Below are 18,426 nucleotides of genomic sequence, written 5' to 3'. Positions count from 1 at the left end.
AAAGCCTGGAGGAGACGGAATGAACAGTAGAAGAAAGGTACTCGCCTGCATCGTCGCGACCATTGCGATGGGCGGTTTTGCAACGCAGGCCGTACAGGCCGCCGAGCCGCTCAAGGCCAACGTGATTCACTGGTGGACGTCGGGAGGCGAATCGGCCGCGATCCGCCAGTTCGCCGATGCGTATAACAAGGCAGGCGGGCAATGGATCGATAACGCGGTAGCCGGCGCCGATCAGGCGCGCTCCACGGCGATCAACCGCATCGTCGGTGGCGATCCACCGACGGCGGCCCAGTTCAACACGTCGAAGCAGTTTCATGACCTGATCGATCAGGGTCTCCTGAACAACGTCGACACCGTGGCCGCGAAGGAAAACTGGAACGCGATCTTTCCGGAGTCGATCCTGAACAGCATCAAGGTCAACGGGCATTTCTACGCGGCGCCCGTCGACATTCACATGCAGGACTGGTTCTTCTATTCGAAGCCGGCCTTCCAGAAGGCGGGTATTGCCGGTGAGCCGAAGACCTTTGACGAGTTCCTTGGCGACCTCGACAAACTCAAGGCGGCTGGCGTGATTCCGCTCGCGCTCGGCGGTCAGCCGTGGCAGGAAAAAATCACGTTCGACGCCGTGCTTGCGGATGTCGGCGGCACGGATCTGTATCTGAAGGTGTATCGCGATCGCGACCAGAACGCAGTCAATTCGGCTGCGTTCAAAAACGTGATGACCACGTTCAAGCGTCTGCATAACTACGTCGATCCGGGCTCGCCGGGCCGCAACTGGAACGATGCAACCGCGCTCGTGATTTCGGGCAAGGCCGGCGTGCAGATCATGGGCGACTGGGCGAAGGGCGAATTCTCGGCGGCGAAGCAGGTGCCGGGGAAAGACTTCGGCTGCTTCCCGGGTTTTGGTCCGAAGTCGCCGTACATGGTGGCCGGCGACGTGTTCGTCTTCCCGAAGACCGACAACGCGACGGCGATCAAGGCGCAGAACCTGCTCGCCACGGTGATGACATCGCCGCAGGCGCAGGTTGCGTTCAGCGCGAAGAAAGGCTCGATTCCGATTCGTCCCGATGTCGATCAGACGTCGCTCGACATGTGCGCGAAAGAGGGCATTGCGATCATGAAGGACAAATCGCGCCAGCTGCCGAATCCGGAAATGCTGATACCGCCTGACGTGCAAGGCGCGCTGACGGACGTCGTTACGAACTTCTGGAACAAGAACCAGTCGGTCGACGATGCGCAAAAGGCGTTTGCCGGCGCGCTCAAGAGCTGACGGCCGCGATGGCCGCGCTGACATTGCAACCCCGCTTGCGACGCAGGCGGTTCCCGCTGGCTGCCTGGGTCGCGATGATACCGATGGTGCTCACGGTTGCATTCGCGTACCTGGGCACGATGCTGTGGACCGCGCGTGTTTCGCTCAGCAATTCGCGCACGTTTCCTTCGGGTGACTTCGCGGGCGTGACGCAGTACGTGCGGCTCTTTCACAACGACCGCTGGCTGTTGTCGCTGCAGAACATCGTGATCTATGGCGCGTGTTTTATCGTCGCGTGCATGGTGATCGGTCTGCTGCTCGCGATCTTCATCGACCAGCGGGTTGTTGCGGAAGGCGCGCTGCGCACGGTGTTTCTGTATCCGTATGCGATGTCGTTTGTCGCGACCGGGCTGGTGTGGCAGTGGATCCTGAATCCGCAGCTCGGGATTCAACAAGTCCTGCACAAGCTTGGTTTCGTGCATGCCCGCTTCGACTGGATCGTCGACCAGGACTATGTGATCTATACGCTCGTCATCGCGACCGTATGGCAGGCGTCCGGCCTCGTGATGGCGCTCCTGCTGGCGGGCCTGCGCGGCATCGATGACGAAATCTGGAAAGCCGCGCGCATCGACGGCATTCCGCGCTGGCGTGTCTATGCAAGCATCGTCGTGCCGATGCTCGGGCCGTCGGTTTCAACTGCGTTCGTCCTGCTGTTCGTGATGGTCGTGAAACTCTACGATGCGGTGGTCGCGATGACACAGGGCGGTCCCGGCACGGCCAGCGAAGTGCCCGCGAAATTCATCATGGACTACCTGTTCGGACGTGCGAATATCGGGCTCGCTTCGGCGGCCTCGATCGTGCTGCTCACGACAGTGCTCGCGATTCTCGCGCCGTTCTTCTATGTGCGTAGCCGCGCCGCCTTGCGCAAGGACGTTTGATGAACGTGTCCCATCCCACGCTTCCTGCTGCTCCCGCTGTCAGGCGGCGCTCACGCTTTACGCCGGCGCGCGTGGGTGTCTACGCGTTCCTGCTGAGCGCCGCGCTGTTTTTCCTGTTGCCGCTTTACGTGATGCTCGTGACGTCGGTCAAGCCGATGTCGGAGATCCGTCTTGGCCACCTGCTCGCCTTGCCGGTTCATTTCACGCTGGAACCGTGGAGCACCGCATGGCAGTCCGCGTGTACGGGTCTCGATTGCAACGGCATCCGGGTCGGTTTCTGGAACTCGGTGCGCATCGTCGTGCCAGGTACGATCCTGTCGATTTTCGTCGGCGCGGTGAACGGATATGCGCTGTCGTTCTGGCGTCCGCGTGGCGCGGGCGTGCTGTTTGCGATCCTGCTGGTCGGCGCGTTCATTCCCGTGCAGGTGATGGTGTATCCACTGGTGCGCGTGCTGGCAAGCGTTCATCTCTTCAGTTCATTGCCGGGCATCGTCCTGATTCATACGATCTTCGGCATGCCCGTGATGACCCTGCTGTTCCGCAACTACTATGCGTCGATTCCGCTCGAGCTCTTCAAGGCGGCGCGCATCGACGGCGGCGGTTTCTGGCGCATCTTCCTGCAACTGATGCTGCCGATGTCGGTGCCGATCATCGTCGTCGCGATCATCATGCAGGTCACCGGCATCTGGAACGACTTCATTCTCGGTCTCGTATTCGCCGGCACGAAGAACCTGCCGATGACCGTGCAGCTGAACAACATCATCAATACGACAACCGGCGAGCGGCTCTACAACGTCAACATGGCCGCGACGATACTCACGTCGATGGTGCCGCTCGCGATTTACTTTATCTCCGGCCGCTGGTTCGTTCGCGGTATTGCTTCCGGTGCAGTCAAGGGCTAACGCATGTCCAACGTATCGAATGTGTCGATCCGCAAACTGAAGATCCAGCTAGGCGCGAATACCGTGATCGAAGCGCTTGATCTGGAGGTCGAGCCGGGTGAATTTCTGGTGTTGCTCGGGCCGTCGGGTTGCGGGAAATCGACGCTGCTGCATAGCATCGCGGGCCTGATCGACGTGACCGGCGGCAGCATCGAAATCGGCGGACAGGACATGACGTGGGCCGATCCGAAAGACCGCCGCATCGCGCTCGTGTTCCAGTCGTACGCGTTGTATCCAACGATGAACGTCGAGCGCAATCTCTCGTTTGCGCTGCGCATCAACGGCACGCCGAAAAACGAAATCGCGCGCCGTGTCGGGCGCGCCGCGGAAATGCTGCAGCTCGGGCCGCTGCTCAAGCGCCGTCCGGCACAGCTTTCGGGTGGGCAGCGCCAGCGCGTTGCAATCGGCCGCGCGATCGTGCGCGAGGCGGACGTGTTTCTGTTTGACGAACCGCTGTCGAATCTCGATGCGAAGCTGCGCACGGAATTGCGGCGTGAGCTGAAACATCTGCACAGGCAGCTCGGCGCGACGATGATCTACGTGACGCACGATCAGGTTGAAGCAATGACGCTCGCGACCCGCATGGCGGTGATGCGCGGCGGCGTGATCCAGCAGATCGGCACACCCGCGCAGATCTACGCGAAACCGGACAACCTGTTTGTCGCGACGTTTCTCGGCTCGCCGCCGATGAACCTGCTAAAGGGTGAGCTTGAGCGCCGCGAGAACGGTGTGTGGTTCCGTCATTCGCATCTGGAACTGGACGTGTCGCACTATCCGTTCAAGGCAATGCCGGAGGCGAATACGCCGTGCGTGCTCGGCATTCGTCCCGAAGACGTGAGGCCAGGGCAAGGCGCGGTGCACGAGGCAAGCGTTTCGCTCGTCGAGCCGATGGGCAATCATCGGGTCGTCTGGCTCGATTATCATGGCAACCAGATCGCTTCCATCGCGCAGGACAAGACATCGTTCGTGGTGGACGAAGCCGCGGGCTTCACGCTCGACGGCGAACATATTTCGCTGTTTGACGAAGCAGGCGGTTCACGTCTATAGCGGGCGCATCAATACATATCGACCAGTGGAGCACGCGTGGCAACCTTGAAAGACGTCGCGATACTAGCCGGGGTCGGCATGTCGACGGCATCGCGGGCAATCTCGGGCAACGGTCCGGTTTCGGCCGATGCGCTCGCACGCGTGCAGGCTGCGATCGAGCAGCTGAATTTCCGGCCTTCATCAATTGGCCGCGCAATGGCGACGCAGTCGCTCGGCATGATCGGACTGTTCGTGCCGACGTTCTTTGGGTCTTACTACGGCACGATTCTGAAGCAGACCGACACCGAACTGCGTGCGGTGCGTCGTCACGTCGTGGTGGCGACAGGGTGCGGCGACTCCTCGCCCCGCGAGCGTGCGATCGAAGCCGTGCAGTTTCTGATCGGGCGCGACTGCGACGGCGTCGTGGTGATCAGCCACGATCTGCACGACGAAGACATCGCGAAGCTGCACAACATGCATCCGCGCATGGTGTTCCTCAATCGCGCATCCGGACAACTGCCGGAAGCGTCGTTCTGCGCCAATCATCATCTGGGTGGCGCGCTTGCGGCACGTACGCTCGTTGAGCACGGACACCGCGATATCGCCGTGATTTCCGGTCCGTTTTCCGCGTCGGACAATCACGCGCGGATCGAAGGTTTCTTCGACGAACTCGCGCGGCACGGCATTGCGCGTTCCTCTGTCGCGCTGGTCGAATCGGACTTTTCGCTGGAAGGCGGTTATGCCGGTGTGCAGACACTGCTCGAATCGAAGCGGCGTTTCACCGCGCTCTTTTGCGCCAACGATACGATGGCTGTCAGCGCCCTGGCCCGCCTTCAGCAGGCGGGCATATCGGTGCCTCATGACGTATCGGTGATTGGCTACGACGACGATTATTCCGCGGCCTATACCGCGCCAGGACTCACATCGGTTCATATCCCCACGCAAGAGCTGACGCAGAATGCGGTGCGCTGGCTCGTCAACGAATGCTACGGCACGTCGTGGGAAATCTTCCGCGACTTTCCAGTGACCGTGACAATGCGCGCTTCGGTTGCACCACCGCGGCGCACCTGAAGTGGTCTATCGGGATCAGGGATCGGGGTTCAGGCACGCCACGCGGCGCCATCGGGAAAGTGATAGTCGTCGAGCGAAGCCGCATGCATCTCGATGCTGTACCCGGGCATACGCGGCGGCATATAGCGTCCGTTGCGAATCACGACCGGCTCGATAAAGTGCTCATGCAGATGGTCGACGTATTCGAGCACGCGATTCTCAAGCGATGCCGACACGCAGATGTAGTCGAACAGCGAAATATGCTGGACGTACTCGCATAATCCGACGCCGCCCGCGTGCGGGCACACGGGTACACCGAATTTCGCCGCCATCAGAAGCACGACGAGCACTTCGTTCAGGCCGCCCAGACGACAGCTGTCGATCTGGCAGAAGTCGATCGCATGCGCCTGCAGCAGTTGCTTGAACATCACCCGGTTGTGACAATGCTCGCCAGTCGCCACGCCGATCGTCGGTGCCAGGCGTTGCCGGATCGCCGCGTGACCCAGAATGTCGTCCGGGCTTGTCGGCTCTTCGATCCACCACGGATCGAACTCCGCCAGACGCCGCATGTTCGCAATGGCTTCGTCGACTTCCCAAACCTGATTGGCGTCCATCATCAGCTTGCGATCGATGCCGATCTCTTCACGCAGGATGCGTGCACGCCGCACGTCTTCGTCAAGATTGCCGCCTACCTTCTGCTTGAAATGCGTCCAGCCCGCGGCTACGCCTTCGCGCGCAAGACGCCGGATCTTGTCGTCGTCGTAGCCAAGCCAGCCTGCCGATGTCGTGTAAGCCGGGTAGCCCTGCGCGAGCATTTCCTTTTCGCGCGCTGCCTTGCCCGCAGCGTTACGACGCAGGATGGCAAGCGCTTCGTATGGCGTGAGCGCATCCGTCACGTAGCGAAAGTCGAGACACTTCACGAGCGCTTCAGGGCTCATATCCACGAGCAGCTTCCATACCGGCTTGCCTTCGGTCTTCGCCCAGAGATCCCACACGGCATTGACGACGGCGGCTGTCGCGAGATGGATCACACCTTTTTCCGGGCCGATCCAGCGGAGCTGGCTATCGGAGGTGATCTCGCGCCAGAAGCCACCCATGTCGGCGGCGATGTCTTCGATCTGCCGGCCGACGACAAGCGACGCCAGCGCATTGACCGCCGCCACGCAGATCTCGTTACCGCGCCCAATCGTAAACGTCAGGCCGTGCCCGGCAAGACGGGCTGGCGAACCGGTTTCGAGGATGACGTATGTGGCGGAATAGTCCGGCGCGGCGTTCATCGCGTCAGAGCCGTCGAGCGAGCGCGACGTGGGAAAGCGGATGTCCCGCACGGACAGATTGGTGATTCTGGTCATTCGGGCACCCTCCCGGCGGCGACGAAATCGAGAGCCCCTGGCCGGCGATCCAGTAACGCTAAAGAAGCGCGACCCAGGCGTTAGCACTCGTTGACAGTGTTAGATCCACCTTCTAGCATGCTAGCATGTTAGTCGTAAAACAGGCGTCCCGTGGGTCTTTTGAACGATGAAGCGAGTGCCGCGCAAGACCCGTATGGTGCATTGCAAAAACTGCAGGGTGCCGAACGGGGCAGCCTTACCGACGCAGTCGAAGCCGCGCTGCGCGAAGCGATCGTCACGCTCGCGCTGGAGCCGGGCATGATGATCGACAAGCTGGCCGTATGCGATCGCATGGGCGTGTCGCGCTTTCCCGTTTCCTCGGCGCTCGCGAGGCTCGCTGGAGCCGGGCTCGTTGAAGTTTTGCCGCAGCGCGGCACGCGTGTGATGCCGATCGTGATTCACGATATTCGTCAGCATCTGTTTATCCGCAGCGCGCTTGAAGTGGAAACCGTGCGTGGCGTTGCCATGCATTGCAGCGAAGGCACGCTCAACGCGCTGGCCGCCAATCTTGAGAAACAGCGCGAGGCCGTTGCTTGCGACCTGCGCCACGAATTCCATCTGCTCGATCTCGGTTTTCACGAGATCCTGCTCGATGCCATTGATTTGCCGCGTGTGAAAGAAATCGTCGCTGTGTCACGCAGCGCGCTCGATCGCGCGCGTCAGCTTCTCGCGAGTCCGGAGCGCCACGTTCATACGCTCGAAGAGCACGAGCGCATTTTCGCGGCCATCGAGGATCGCGATCCGGAAGCGGCGGGGCACGCGATGCACAGCCATCTGGATGAAGTCGTTGCCGAATTGCGGCGATTTGCCAGCGAACGGCCAGACCTGTTCGAGGAGTGACAGGTACAGACACGTTTGCCGGGCCCTCGTCGGAACATTCGAGCCGCCATCAGCGCGGCGTTCCGCATCTGCAGTTCGACGGAGCATGACCCAATGTAGTCAGGGCGCGTAGTCAACTCAGTATGGAGGAGACAGGAAATGAAATTCATAAAAGCCTCAAGCGTGGCCGTCGCTTTCGCCGCCGCGTGGTTCTTTACGGGCGCACAGGCCACTGCCGCTGAAGATTTTCATGGCGTAACGGTCAACGTCATGACGTTCGTCGGTCCCCAGATCGCCGAGCCGTTGCAGCGTCGTGCGCCTGAGTTCGAAAAGCTGACCGGTGCGAAGATCAACATTCTGACGGTGCCGTTCTCCGATCTGTACCAGAAGCTGCTCACCGACTGGGCGTCGGGCACGAACTCCGTCGACGCAGCTGTCTTCGCACCGCAATGGATGGTCGATTACACGAAGGGCGGCTTTCTTGAGGATCTGTCGTCACGTGTCGCGCACGATCCGGCGCTAAAAGAAGACGACGTCATGCCGTTCTTCCGCGATTTCTCGCAGCGCTATAACGGCAAGACCTATCTGGTCGCGCTCGACGGCGACTTCCAGATGGTCTACTACCGTACCGATATCCTGAAGGCGCTTGGCAAGCAGCCGCCAAAAACGTGGGACGACTATCTCGACATCGCCAAAGCCGCAAACGGCAAGACGTTTGGCGGCGACGGCAAGCCGGTAGCGGGTTCGTGCATTTCCAAGAAGCGCAACGCGCAGGCGTACTGGGCGATCATCTCGATCGCCGGCGGCTATCTGCAATCGAAGGGCACGGCACAAGGCGCATTCTTCGATCCGACGAACTTCAAGCCGTTGATCAACAACGACGCGTTCAAGGCCGCGCTCAACGTGCTCAAGGCATCGACGCAGTACGGTCCGCCTAACGAAATCAACCTCGACGTCGGCGATACTCGCAGCGCGTTCATTTCCGGGCACTGCGCGCTGACGCTCGACTGGGGCGATGTCGGCGTGCTGGCGATCGATCCGAAGCAGTCGAAGGTCATCGACAAGGTCGGCGCGGTCATTCTGCCGGGTTCGACGAAAGTGCTGGATCGCGCAACGGGAAAGCTGGTTGCATGCGACAAGAGCCGTTGCCCGTATGCGGTGGATGGCGTGAATCACGCTCCGTTCGCGGCGTTCGGCGGCTGGTCGGGCGGGATCAACGCCAAGGCTAATCCGAAGGTGAAGGATGCGGCTTACGCGTTCCTGTCGTTCATGAGCGAGCCCGCGCAATCGAACGTCGACGTGACCATTGGTGCGACCGGCTTCAATCCGTACCGGCGTTCGCAATTCACGGATATGTCGATCTGGAAGAAGAGCGGGATGAGCGACACAGCGGCCGCGTCGTATCTCGGTGCGATCAAGGCGAGCCTGCAAAGCCCGAACATGATCATCGACCTGCGCATTCCGCAAAACCAGCGCTATGAGCAGGTGGTGCTCGATACCGCCATCGCGCGTTTTCTTGCCGGCGAACTCGATGCGGATGCCACGATGAAAGCCATCGAAACCGGCTGGGATGAAATCACCGACGATCTCGGCAAGGACAAGCAACTGGCTGCGTATCGGGCGTCGATCGGCGCGAAGTAGCGCGGACCTTCGCTCGAGCCGGCGTGACACGAAAAGGGTTTATGCAATCTTCGTCGCACGTTTCGTCATCCGCGTCGTCGCATCACGCGACGCGGAGATCGTCCTTCACCAGCTGGCTCGACCGGCAGGCGCCGTACGTGTTTGTCCTGCCGACCGTGCTGCTGATTCTCGCGTTCTCGATTTTTCCGCTCGTGACGTCGGCGTATCTGTCGTTACTGCGGTTTTCGCTTGGCGAAGGCGGATACGAACTGCAGTTCGTCGGGATGCGCAACTACGTGCGGCTCTTTAGCGGCAGCCAGCAGTTTCATTTCGTCGGCGTGTTTCGACCTGCGGGAATGATCAGCATCGCGGTGATGGCGGTCACCGCCGTGGCGATCGCGTGGTGGCTCGTGCGATACGTCATGAGCACGCGTCGCTCCGTGATCGGCGGCATTGGCCGGCTGATCGCGGCAGCGGCGCTACTCGCCGTCGTCTGGCTCGCGGCGAATACTGTCGGTAACGGCGGCGAGCTCGGCAGCCTGATGGTGACGCTCTTTTACGTCGTGGTGGGCGTCGCGCTGCAGTTCCTGCTGGGCCTGGGGTTAGCCTTTCTTTGCACATTGCCGCTAAGGGGCGGCCGCTTCTTTCGCATTCTGTTCTTTATTCCACTGATGGTGACGCCCGTTGGCATCGCCTACATGTTCCGCATGATGGCCGACACCGCAGTGGGCCCGCTTGCGCCCCTATGGGCGTGGCTCGGTCTTGGCCAGATCGCGTGGGCAGCCAGTTCGTGGCTCGCCCGCTGTGTCGTGATTATCGGCGACACCTGGCAGTGGGTGCCGTTCATGTTTCTCGTGATGCTCGCCGCACTCGAAGGCACGTCGCGCGACCAGATCGAAGCGGCGCAACTCGACGGCGCATCCGGATGGCGGATCTTTCGCGACGTGACGTGGCCGTCGATCGCGCCGGTCGCGGCGAGCGCCGTGCTGATCCGGCTGATCGAAGCGTTCAAGATCGTCGATCTGCCTAACGTGCTGACGAACGGCGGCCCGGGTATCGCAACCGAATCGATGACCCTGCACGCGTTCATCGAATGGCGCACGTTAAATCTCGGCGGTGCTTCCGCGGTAGCCTACATGCTGTTCTTCGTATCGACGATTGCATGCGTGTCGTTCTTTCAGCTCGTCGTGCGACGGGCAAGAGGAGCGCAGACATGATCCGGCGTCTCTTCGTTCATTCGCGGCTTGGCGAGCTTCCCGCCGGTGTGCGCTTCATTGCGTATCTGCTGCTTGGCGCGTGGACTGTTGTCGTGCTGTTCCCGCTTTACTGGATGGCGATCACGTCGTTCAAGTTACCGATCGACGTATCCAACGGCCCCGCGTACCTGCCTTTTGTCGATTTCAAGCCGAGTCTCGATGCGTGGCATTACATCTTTGTCGACCTGGGGCCGGACACGTATCGTCCGTACGTGAATTCGCTCGTGATCGCGACGTGTTCAACGGCGGCTTCGGTGTTCCTGGGCTCGATGGCCGCGTACGCACTGGCCCGTATCGAATACCGGCCGCCTGTCGCGGCGGTCGGCGTTGGCGTGCTCATACTGGCGGTGATCGTGGGCGTCACCGGCTGGGCCGGAGTGGATCTGAGCGTTGCCGTGACAGCGGGCCTCGCGCTTTTCTTCCTGCTGTTGCGCCCGATTATCCGTCGTGCGCGGCGCCGGTTCGGCAATGACGACATCCTGTTCTGGATCATCTCGCAACGTATCCTGCCGCCTGTCGTCACCGTGATCCCGATCTACCTGATGTTCAAGAGCGTCGGTCTGCTCGACACACGGCTCGCGCTGATCATCACCTATGCGACGGCGAACGTGCCGATCGTGGTGTGGCTCATGTTCGATTTCTTCGCCGCGGTGCCGAAGGAAGTCGAGGAGAGCGCGCAGATCGACGGCGCGACGCGCTTTGCGATCCTGTTTGGCATCGTGATGCCGCTGGTCGCGCCGGGTATCGTCGCGACCGCGCTGCTCGTCCTGATCCTGTCGTGGAACGAGTATCTCTTTGCACTTTTTCTCAGCACGGCGAATGCGCAGACCTTGCCGCTTCTGGTCGCGGCACAGAATGCGACGCGCGGGCCGCAGTGGTGGAACATGTCCGTGCTGATCCTGATCATGATCTTCCCGGTGATGGTGCTCACGCTCACGTTACAGCGCTTTATCGTCAAAGGTATTCTCGTGGGAGCGGTTAAAGGATGAACGACGCACACACGGCTACGGACCTCGCGGCGCTCGCCCCACAATCGAAGAGCGTCTCGCTGCGTAACGTCAGCAAGGACTTTGGCGGTACGCGGGTGCTCCATGATCTTTCGCTGGACGTGCGTGCCGGCGAATTTCTCGTGCTGCTCGGTGAATCCGGCTGCGGCAAGACGACGGCGCTGCGCATCATCGCCGGACTGGAATCGGCCACCGAAGGCACGGTGCACGTCGGCGAAAAAGACGTGACCCAGCAGTTGCCGCGCGACCGCGACCTGGCGATGGTGTTTCAGTCATATGCACTGTATCCGCACAAGACGGTGTTCGAGAACATCGCTTACCCGCTGATCGTTCGCAAGCGCGCGAAAGCGGAAGTCGATGCGGCGGTGCGCGAGGTCGCGGCAAGCGTTCATCTCGAGGAATTCCTTCAGCGCTATCCCCGCCAGCTTTCGGGTGGACAGCGTCAGCGGGTGGCGCTGGCGCGGGCCATCGTGCGACGCCCGGCGGCGTTTCTGATGGACGAGCCGTTGTCGAATCTCGACGCCAAGCTGCGCGGACATATGCGCGCGGAACTCAAGCATATGCAGCACGAACTCGATATCACGACGCTATACGTCACGCACGACCAGATCGAAGCGATGACGCTGGCGCATCGCGTCGCGCTGATCGACAAGGGCGTATTGCAGCAACTCGACACGCCCGCGCGTATTTATTCGGATCCCGCCAATCTGTTCGTGGCGGGGTTCATCGGTTCACCGCCAATGAACTTTTTGCGCGGCACGCTGGCGAACCAGCGCTTCGAAACCGACGGACTTGCCGTGCCCGCGAACGTGAATCATCAGGGCGCCGCGACGTTAGGCGTGAGGCCCGAAGAATGCGCACTGGTTGGCCCCGGAGAAGGCGAGGGCCGTGGGCGCATCTATCTGGTCGAACTCATTGGCGATCATTCGCTGGTGACGCTGAACGTCGGCGAGCAACAGGTGGTCGTCAAGGTGTCGAACATGTTTGCCGGTGAAATCGGCACTGAGGTGGGCCTTAAGCTTAATCGCGAGAGAGTGCATTTCTTTGACCAGCAACTGGGGCAGCGGATACGGTCGGGGTAGTTCGCGTGGTCGAACTACCCCATCGGATCACCTGATAACGTGACCTGCTAGAGCGCCTTGACCGGATGGGGCGTGTCGTCAAAGCCGCCCCACACCGACTGGTCGTAGTTCACCATCGAACCCGTCATCAAACCCGACTCCGCACTTGCGAGGAATGCCACTGCGCGCGCGGCTTCGGCAGGATCGATGAGGCGGCCGAAGGGTTGCGCGGCATTGGCTTCGGCGAGCCAGTCATCCGATGCGCCGTGATACGTGCGCTGGATCTGGTCTTCGCCGTCAGTCGCCATCCAGCCGAGATTCAGGCCGTTCACGCGGATATGGTTGCGCAGCAGCGCATACGCCGTGTTCCGCGTGAGCGTGGCAAGTGCGCCTTTCGAAGCGCAGTAAGCCGCGATGAACGGTTGCCCCGCCAGGGCGGACATCGAGCAGATATTCACGATCGTGCCTTCCGTCTTCTCGCGACGCATGATTTTTACGGCTTCCTGCATGAGAAAGAACGGCGCGCGGACGTTGGTCGCGAAGATGCTGTCGAAGCGTTCCGGCGTTGTGTCGAGTATCGTGCCGCGATCGGTCATCGCCGCGGCGTTGACGAGCACGTCGACCCGTCCGAAGTGTCGATCCGCGCTTGCGATCACGGCCTGACAGTCCTCGACGCGTGACAGGTCGGCTTGCACGAAGCGCACTTCCGCGCTGCCCGCCTCGCTGAGTTCGGCGGCCTTTGCCTCGCCCTTTTCCCTCGCGCGCCCGCAGATCACGATGCCTCGCGCGCCACGCTCCACGAACAACGCCGCGATTGCCGCGCCGAGTCCCTGTGATCCGCCAGTGACGACGACCACCTTCGAGTCGAACTGTCCCATCCTGTGTCTCTCCATCAAGGTTTGATCCATGCAGCACCGTCACTTTCCGGACCGGTGTCTGCTCGAGGGTCATGGCTATGCGCGGCTTGATGTGCCGCAGTGGTGATGCGATGATCGCGTCATCGTCGACGACTGATCCTGCCGGGCTTTACGATCCATTCATGACTAACCGCAAGTCCAGCACTACTCGCCGCAAAACGAACATGGCCGATATCGCGAAGGCCGCGGGCGTTAGCGAGGCGACCGTCGATCGCGTGCTGAACGGTCGTGGTGGCGTATCGCGTGAGAAAGAAGCGGTGGTGCTCGAATGGGCGCGCAAGCTCAGAATCGATCGCGCGCTCGATTCCGTTTCGGTACGCTGGCTGCGCATCGCCATTCTTTTGCAGCAGCCGGTCGCGCAGTACTACGTGTCGCTCAAGCAGGGTTTCGAGGTGGCGCAAAAGACGTTCGAGGCGCAACGTGTGATCTGCGCGGTGACGTACTTCGAGAGTCTTGAGCCTGCATGTGTCGTCGAGACGATCCGGCGCGCGACGCAAAAAGCCGATGCACTCGTGATCGTGGCTTACGAGCATCCCGACATCACGACCGCCTTGCGGCAACTGAGCCGCTCGATGCCGGTCGTCACGCTTGCAAGCGATCTGCCTGGCACCGGGCGGCTTGCTTACGTCGGTATCGACAATCGTTGCGCGGGACGCGTGGCCGGCGAACTCATGGGACGCTTTCTTGGCGATGCGGGCGGCAAGGTGCTCGTACTCACGGGCATGCATGATTTCCTCGGCCATGAAGAACGTGAAAGCGGCTTTCGTTCAGTGCTGCGGCGCCGGTTCCCGAACTGCGACATCGTCGAAACGGTAGAGAGCCGCGAGCAATCGGTCGTGACCGAACGATTGACGCGCGACGCCTTCCGGCGTTATCCCGACCTGCGCGGGATCTACAACATTTCCGTCGGCGACGAGGGCGTCGGCGCCGCGCTCCTCGCACTGGATCGTGTCCGCTCGACGATGTTCATCGGCCACGAGCTTAATGAAACGTCACGGCGCCTGCTGATCGAAGGCACGCTGGACGCCGTGCTCGACCAGAATCCCGCAGGCGAAGCGATGCGCTCGATCGAAATCGTCCTGCGGCACTATCACCGTGATCCGGGTGTCGCGTTTCCTCAACAGATTCCCGTGACCGTGCTGCTGCGTGAAAATCTTCCGCCTGGCGACTGACGGCCGGAAGTTGAAGTTTCATTCTGCTTGAGCCTGACGTCGCCAGCGGTGGCTCGGGGCGGCAAGGATGCTCGCCGCGATAACGATAACGATAGTTGAAGCCTCCCAGACCTTCACTCCGAAAAATGATGGCTTGCCATCAAAATGAAAGTCCTGCCGCGCCAGATAAGGCTTTCGAAATGGAAAATAAATTCCATGAAAATATCGTGTGCAATTATTCTTGCAATCTGACCATCTCGTCTCTTATGCTTGTTCATGACGCAGCCGCGAGCGCTGCGCATGGAGAAGGAGACGGTCGTGAACAGTGTCGATAGCGGTGTTGCCACAGCGGATGGGATTGTCGAAGCGTTGATGCATGGCCCGGGCGCGATCCGCATTCGCGGGCTCTTTAGCGAGGCGCAGATTGCCGAGGCGCGGCGTGTGGTGATGGCGCATTCAGAAGATCGTGCGCAGACCGTCACGCACTTTCAGGGGCAGGCGGCAGAGGAGCAGCGCCTGCATCTGCAACGACGCGTATGGAATCTGCTTGCCAAGGGCGACGTGTTTTCGCAGATGTCGGAGCAGCCGCTGATCGTCGATGCGATGCGGCGTTTTCTGGGTTCGGATTTCATCATGGGTTCGATAGCGGCGAATCGAATCCTGCCGGATGGCCCCGGCCAGGAACCGCATATCGACTACCCGTACTGGGATTTCCACGCGCCGGAATCGTTTCCGCTCGCGATTAATACATCGTTTCCGCTTAACGCGCAGGTGACGATTCCGCTCGATCCGTTCACGGCGCAAACAGGCGCGACCGCGTTCGTGCCGCACACGCAGCACGAACTGCGCTATCCGACCGAAGCCGACCGGTTCTTCGAGCGCTGTGAGCGCATGGAAGCGGAGCCGGGCGATGCCATCGTGTTCTTTGGCGCGACGTGGCACTGTGCGATGCCCAATCGTAGCGTGCAGGATCGTAGCGCGGTGTTGATTCAATACCTGCCGAAATTCGTCAAGCCGATGGAAGATCTCAGGGCGATGGCAGGCGAAGCGTTCGTCAAGCATGCCAGTCCGACGATGCGTCAGCTGCTTGGCATGCACTATCCGTATCCGCAGAATCTGGAAGAGATTGCCGTCGCGACCAATGCAGAAGGGCGCAGGAATGCGATGCGGTAGACGGATTGCGACGTCGACCTGCTGCGCGATCGGCGAGGCGCTGGAGCATGCCGCGCAGATGCGCGCAGCGCGGTGTGAATTGCGCACTGAGCCAGCGCCTTGAGCGTCTTACGCCGCGTGAGCGTGAAGTAATGGCGCTGGTCGTAACGGGGTATCTCAACAAGCAGGTCGCAAGCGAACCCGCCACGGTCGAAAAACGGTCAAGACACGTCGCGCACGCGATACACCGCTGGAATTCGTCCAGTCCTTCAGCACAAATCTCCCCACAAGCCGGAATCAGGTGTCAGGGTGATCTCGCGAAACCCCAAAAACCCATCCGAACCTGACAGAAACCTTCTCTGAATATTTAGGTTGTTAATGCGAATCATTTGCATTAACATTCGGCTTTCGTCGATTAACCTTCCGCTTGACTACTCCGTGCCCGAGTGATGCCTTGCCGCGCAAAGTCGCGTCGCACGGGCGTTTCACTCTGCCCGGTCAAAAACAATATGCAGAACCAGACCATCGTTCGCCGTCCTGTGTTGGGGCGTAATTCCAGCCGCAATCCGTCATCGCTTCTCAGTGCCGCGCTGCTGGCCAGCGTGGGCCTGACGCTTTCCACCCTGTCGACGTCCGGGTGGGCGCAGGCTGCCGCAACCGGCGACGCCGCGCTGCCGACGGTGAGCGTGACAGCATCGCGCGACACGACGGTCGCGGCTGCGGACTCCGTCAGCGCGGGCGCGCTGGGTTCGCGCAAGCAGGTCGATACGCCGTTTTCGACGCACGTCGTGACGAGCGAGGAAGCGCAGGATCTGATGGCGAACACGGCTAACGATCTCTTCAAATACGATCCGGCCGTGTCGGCCATATCGGATAACGCGATCAGCGAAAACTCGATGCTCACCGTGCGCGGCCTGCCGATCGATACGCTTAACGGCATCAAGGTCGACGGTCAGAGCTTCCCTTCGTGGGACACCGATCTCGCACTGGATCAGTTCGAGCGCGTGGAACTGCTCAAGGGTCTTTCCGGGTTCATGTACGGCTTCGGCTCGCCGGGCGGTATCGTCAACTACGTGCTCAAGCGTCCGACGGACGATCCGTACCGCAGCTTTTCGGTGGGCTATCAGTCAGCCGGTGTGTTCAGCGAGAAGCTCGATCTGGGCGGCCGCTTTGGTAACGACGACCGCTTCGGTTTTCGCCTGAATCTCGTGAACGAAGACGGCAACACCGCTGAAGCGAACGGTCATCTGCGTCGCAAGATGGCTTCGCTCGCGATGGACTTCCGCATTACGCCGGACCTGACGTGGTCGGCCGACGCGTTCTACCAGAAGCGTAAAACCAATGGCACGCTGTTCGGCCTCATGTTCGGCAGTGGCCTTGGCATTCCCGACGCCAGCACGATCACGCACGATCTGACGCAGCCGCAGAACTTCTACCAGGTCGAGATGGCATCGTTTGGCACGGGCCTCGACTATCGTCTGTCGGAGAACTGGCACGCGAGCGTGAAGTACCGCTTCGCGAAAGAAAACCGCACGAACTCGGACAGCCTGCTGTACGTGTTCAACGACGCCGGTGATTACTCGAACACGCTGTATGCCGCGATGACGCGTTACTTCTATCAGAACGTCGACGCGATGGTGCAGGGCAAATTCAACACCGGCAGCGTGAAGCACGACATCGTGTTCGGCGCCGGCTATCAATCGCAGATGACCGAGTACGACAACAGCGAAGGCTGGAATGACGGCTACCCGCTCGGCACCGGCAGTCTGTACGGCAGCACGTTGCTGACGAACGCCGAAGTCAACATTGGCGAAAACCTGTACCGCCAGTCGCGTACGACGCAAACCGCGCTCTACGCGAGCGATACGGTGGCGTTCACGTCGCGTCTGTCCGCGCTGCTCGGCGTGCGTTATACGCAGTACCGTCAGCACACGTACGACACGGACGGCTCGGCGCTGGCCGAATACAGCGCGAATCCGGTCACACCGACCGTTGCGCTGATGTTCAAGACCGACGCGTACTCGACGCTTTATGCGAGCTATGTCGAGTCGCTTGAGCAGGGTGGTTCGGCTTCGAACACGAACGTCAATTTCCCGGCTACGTATGGCCCGCTTCGCAGCAAGCAGTATGAAGTCGGCTTCAAGACGGATCGCCAGAAGTGGGGTGCCAGTCTTGCGCTGTTCCGCGTCGACCAGGGCTATAACTACACGAACCCGGAAAACATTTTCGTGCAGGACGGCACAAAGCGCTATGAGGGTCTTGACACAAGCGGCTGGCTGCAACTGTCGAGTGACTGGCGCGTGCTGGGCGGCGTGATGTGGCTGAACACGAAGGCAGTCGATATCGACGACGCTACTGTCGAAGGCAAGCGCATCTACGGCGCGCCGCGCTTCACGGCGACGGGCCGCATCGAATACAACCCGTCATATATGCGCCCGTTGACGCTGGCGTTCGGCGCGAAGTACGTGAGCGATATGGCCGTCGACGCTGCGAATACGCAGTTCGTGCCGGCGTACGTCACATACGATCTGAGTGGCAAGTATGAAACGCGGATCGCCGGCAAGGACGTGACGTTCCGCGCGGGGATCAACAACCTGTTGAACCGTCGTTACTGGACGACGGCGTGGGGCTACTACGTGGCCCCGTCGCCGACGCGTACTGCAGTGGCGAGCGCGACGCTGCAGTTCTAGGCGTCTGCAAGGATCGATACGCTGCGAGAAAAGCGGCCACAACGTTTTTGTTGTGGCCGCTTTTTTGCGGGCCGGGTTATCAATGCCGCCTGTACTTCGTGGTGCGCGGCACCGCAAGATCCGGGATCGGATAGCATGACGATTATCTTCAGATACGT

16 protein-coding genes are annotated in these 18,426 nt (G+C 60.8%); 14 read left to right on the top strand and 2 right to left on the bottom strand.

Going from position 1 to position 18,426, the window contains the following annotated elements; translation table 11 throughout:
* Nucleotides 1–19 precede the first annotated feature (19 nt).
* Genes LPA37_RS11095 through LPA37_RS11075 form a run of 5 tightly spaced genes read left to right on the top strand, consistent with a single transcriptional unit; the run spans nucleotide 20 to nucleotide 5,225 of the window.
* On the top strand, nucleotides 20–1,270 hold the full coding sequence (locus tag LPA37_RS11095; protein ID WP_228974849.1) for an ABC transporter substrate-binding protein: 1,251 nt from the start codon (nucleotides 20–22) through the stop codon (nucleotides 1,268–1,270).
* Between the two features lie 8 nt (nucleotides 1,271–1,278).
* Nucleotides 1,279–2,187, top strand: a complete 909-nt coding sequence (locus LPA37_RS11090; RefSeq protein ID WP_229012563.1) for a carbohydrate ABC transporter permease — start codon at nucleotides 1,279–1,281, stop codon at nucleotides 2,185–2,187.
* Entirely contained in the window at nucleotides 2,187–3,089 is a 903-nt protein-coding gene (locus LPA37_RS11085) for a carbohydrate ABC transporter permease (RefSeq protein WP_229012562.1), read from the top strand. Before LPA37_RS11090 ends, LPA37_RS11085 begins: the two co-directional genes overlap by 1 nt.
* A 3-nt stretch (nucleotides 3,090–3,092) precedes the next feature.
* On the top strand, nucleotides 3,093–4,175 hold the full coding sequence (locus LPA37_RS11080) for an ABC transporter ATP-binding protein (protein WP_229012561.1): 1,083 nt from the start codon (nucleotides 3,093–3,095) through the stop codon (nucleotides 4,173–4,175).
* A 36-nt stretch (nucleotides 4,176–4,211) separates the two neighbouring features.
* Nucleotides 4,212–5,225, top strand: a complete 1,014-nt coding sequence (locus LPA37_RS11075; protein ID WP_229012560.1) for a LacI family DNA-binding transcriptional regulator — start codon at nucleotides 4,212–4,214, stop codon at nucleotides 5,223–5,225.
* Nucleotides 5,226–5,254: 29 nt separating this feature from the next.
* On the opposite strand, the gene LPA37_RS11070 is transcribed toward LPA37_RS11075, so the two are convergent.
* The gene (locus LPA37_RS11070; RefSeq protein ID WP_228974840.1) at nucleotides 5,255–6,556 is read right to left on the bottom strand and encodes an L-fuconate dehydratase; all 1,302 of its coding nucleotides are present in this window, start codon (nucleotides 6,554–6,556) and stop codon (nucleotides 5,255–5,257) included.
* Nucleotides 6,557–6,706: 150 nt separating this feature from the next.
* On the opposite strand from LPA37_RS11070, the gene LPA37_RS11065 reads away from it, so the two are divergent.
* The 5 genes from LPA37_RS11065 to LPA37_RS11045 all read left to right on the top strand — a co-directional run bounded on the left by LPA37_RS11065 (nucleotide 6,707) and on the right by LPA37_RS11045 (nucleotide 12,379).
* On the top strand, nucleotides 6,707–7,435 hold the full coding sequence (locus LPA37_RS11065; RefSeq protein ID WP_228974838.1) for a GntR family transcriptional regulator: 729 nt from the start codon (nucleotides 6,707–6,709) through the stop codon (nucleotides 7,433–7,435).
* A 138-nt stretch (nucleotides 7,436–7,573) separates the two neighbouring features.
* Nucleotides 7,574–9,055, top strand: a complete 1,482-nt coding sequence (locus tag LPA37_RS11060) for an ABC transporter substrate-binding protein (RefSeq protein WP_228974836.1) — start codon at nucleotides 7,574–7,576, stop codon at nucleotides 9,053–9,055.
* A gap of 41 nt (nucleotides 9,056–9,096) precedes the next feature.
* Complete coding sequence (locus LPA37_RS11055) at nucleotides 9,097–10,251, top strand: carbohydrate ABC transporter permease (RefSeq protein WP_229012559.1); 1,155 nt, start codon at nucleotides 9,097–9,099, stop codon at nucleotides 10,249–10,251.
* The gene (locus tag LPA37_RS11050) at nucleotides 10,248–11,279 is read left to right on the top strand and encodes a carbohydrate ABC transporter permease (protein ID WP_228974832.1); all 1,032 of its coding nucleotides are present in this window, start codon (nucleotides 10,248–10,250) and stop codon (nucleotides 11,277–11,279) included. The genes LPA37_RS11055 and LPA37_RS11050 overlap by 4 nt, the downstream gene beginning before the upstream one ends.
* Nucleotides 11,276–12,379: an ABC transporter ATP-binding protein gene (locus LPA37_RS11045; RefSeq protein WP_228974830.1), complete on the top strand. Its 1,104-nt coding sequence runs from the start codon at nucleotides 11,276–11,278 to the stop codon at nucleotides 12,377–12,379. Before LPA37_RS11050 ends, LPA37_RS11045 begins: the two co-directional genes overlap by 4 nt.
* Nucleotides 12,380–12,426: 47 nt before the next feature.
* On the opposite strand, the gene LPA37_RS11040 is transcribed toward LPA37_RS11045, so the two are convergent.
* Entirely contained in the window at nucleotides 12,427–13,236 is an 810-nt protein-coding gene (locus LPA37_RS11040; RefSeq protein WP_228974828.1) for an SDR family oxidoreductase, read from the bottom strand.
* A 161-nt stretch (nucleotides 13,237–13,397) separates the two neighbouring features.
* On the opposite strand from LPA37_RS11040, the gene LPA37_RS11035 reads away from it, so the two are divergent.
* From LPA37_RS11035 to LPA37_RS11020, 4 genes are all read left to right on the top strand, one after another.
* Nucleotides 13,398–14,447 (top strand): LacI family DNA-binding transcriptional regulator, encoded by a 1,050-nt coding sequence (locus tag LPA37_RS11035; RefSeq protein WP_228974826.1) that lies wholly within the window; start codon nucleotides 13,398–13,400, stop codon nucleotides 14,445–14,447.
* A 297-nt stretch (nucleotides 14,448–14,744) separates the two neighbouring features.
* A complete protein-coding gene (locus LPA37_RS11030; RefSeq protein ID WP_228974824.1) occupies nucleotides 14,745–15,599 on the top strand; it encodes a phytanoyl-CoA dioxygenase family protein in 855 nt (284 codons plus the stop codon).
* 47 nt (nucleotides 15,600–15,646) lie between these two features.
* Entirely contained in the window at nucleotides 15,647–15,925 is a 279-nt protein-coding gene (locus LPA37_RS27890) for a LuxR C-terminal-related transcriptional regulator (RefSeq protein WP_407672511.1), read from the top strand.
* A 162-nt stretch (nucleotides 15,926–16,087) separates the two neighbouring features.
* Complete coding sequence (locus LPA37_RS11020; protein WP_229012558.1) at nucleotides 16,088–18,268, top strand: TonB-dependent siderophore receptor; 2,181 nt, start codon at nucleotides 16,088–16,090, stop codon at nucleotides 18,266–18,268.
* The last annotated feature ends 158 nt before the right edge of the window (nucleotides 18,269–18,426 follow it).

The organism is Paraburkholderia gardini (assembly GCF_907164545.1).
In the GTDB taxonomy this organism is placed as follows: Bacteria; Pseudomonadota; Gammaproteobacteria; order Burkholderiales; family Burkholderiaceae; genus Paraburkholderia; species Paraburkholderia gardini.
Note: the sequence above shows the minus strand (reverse complement) of the source record. Positions and strands in the feature narration are given on the sequence as shown.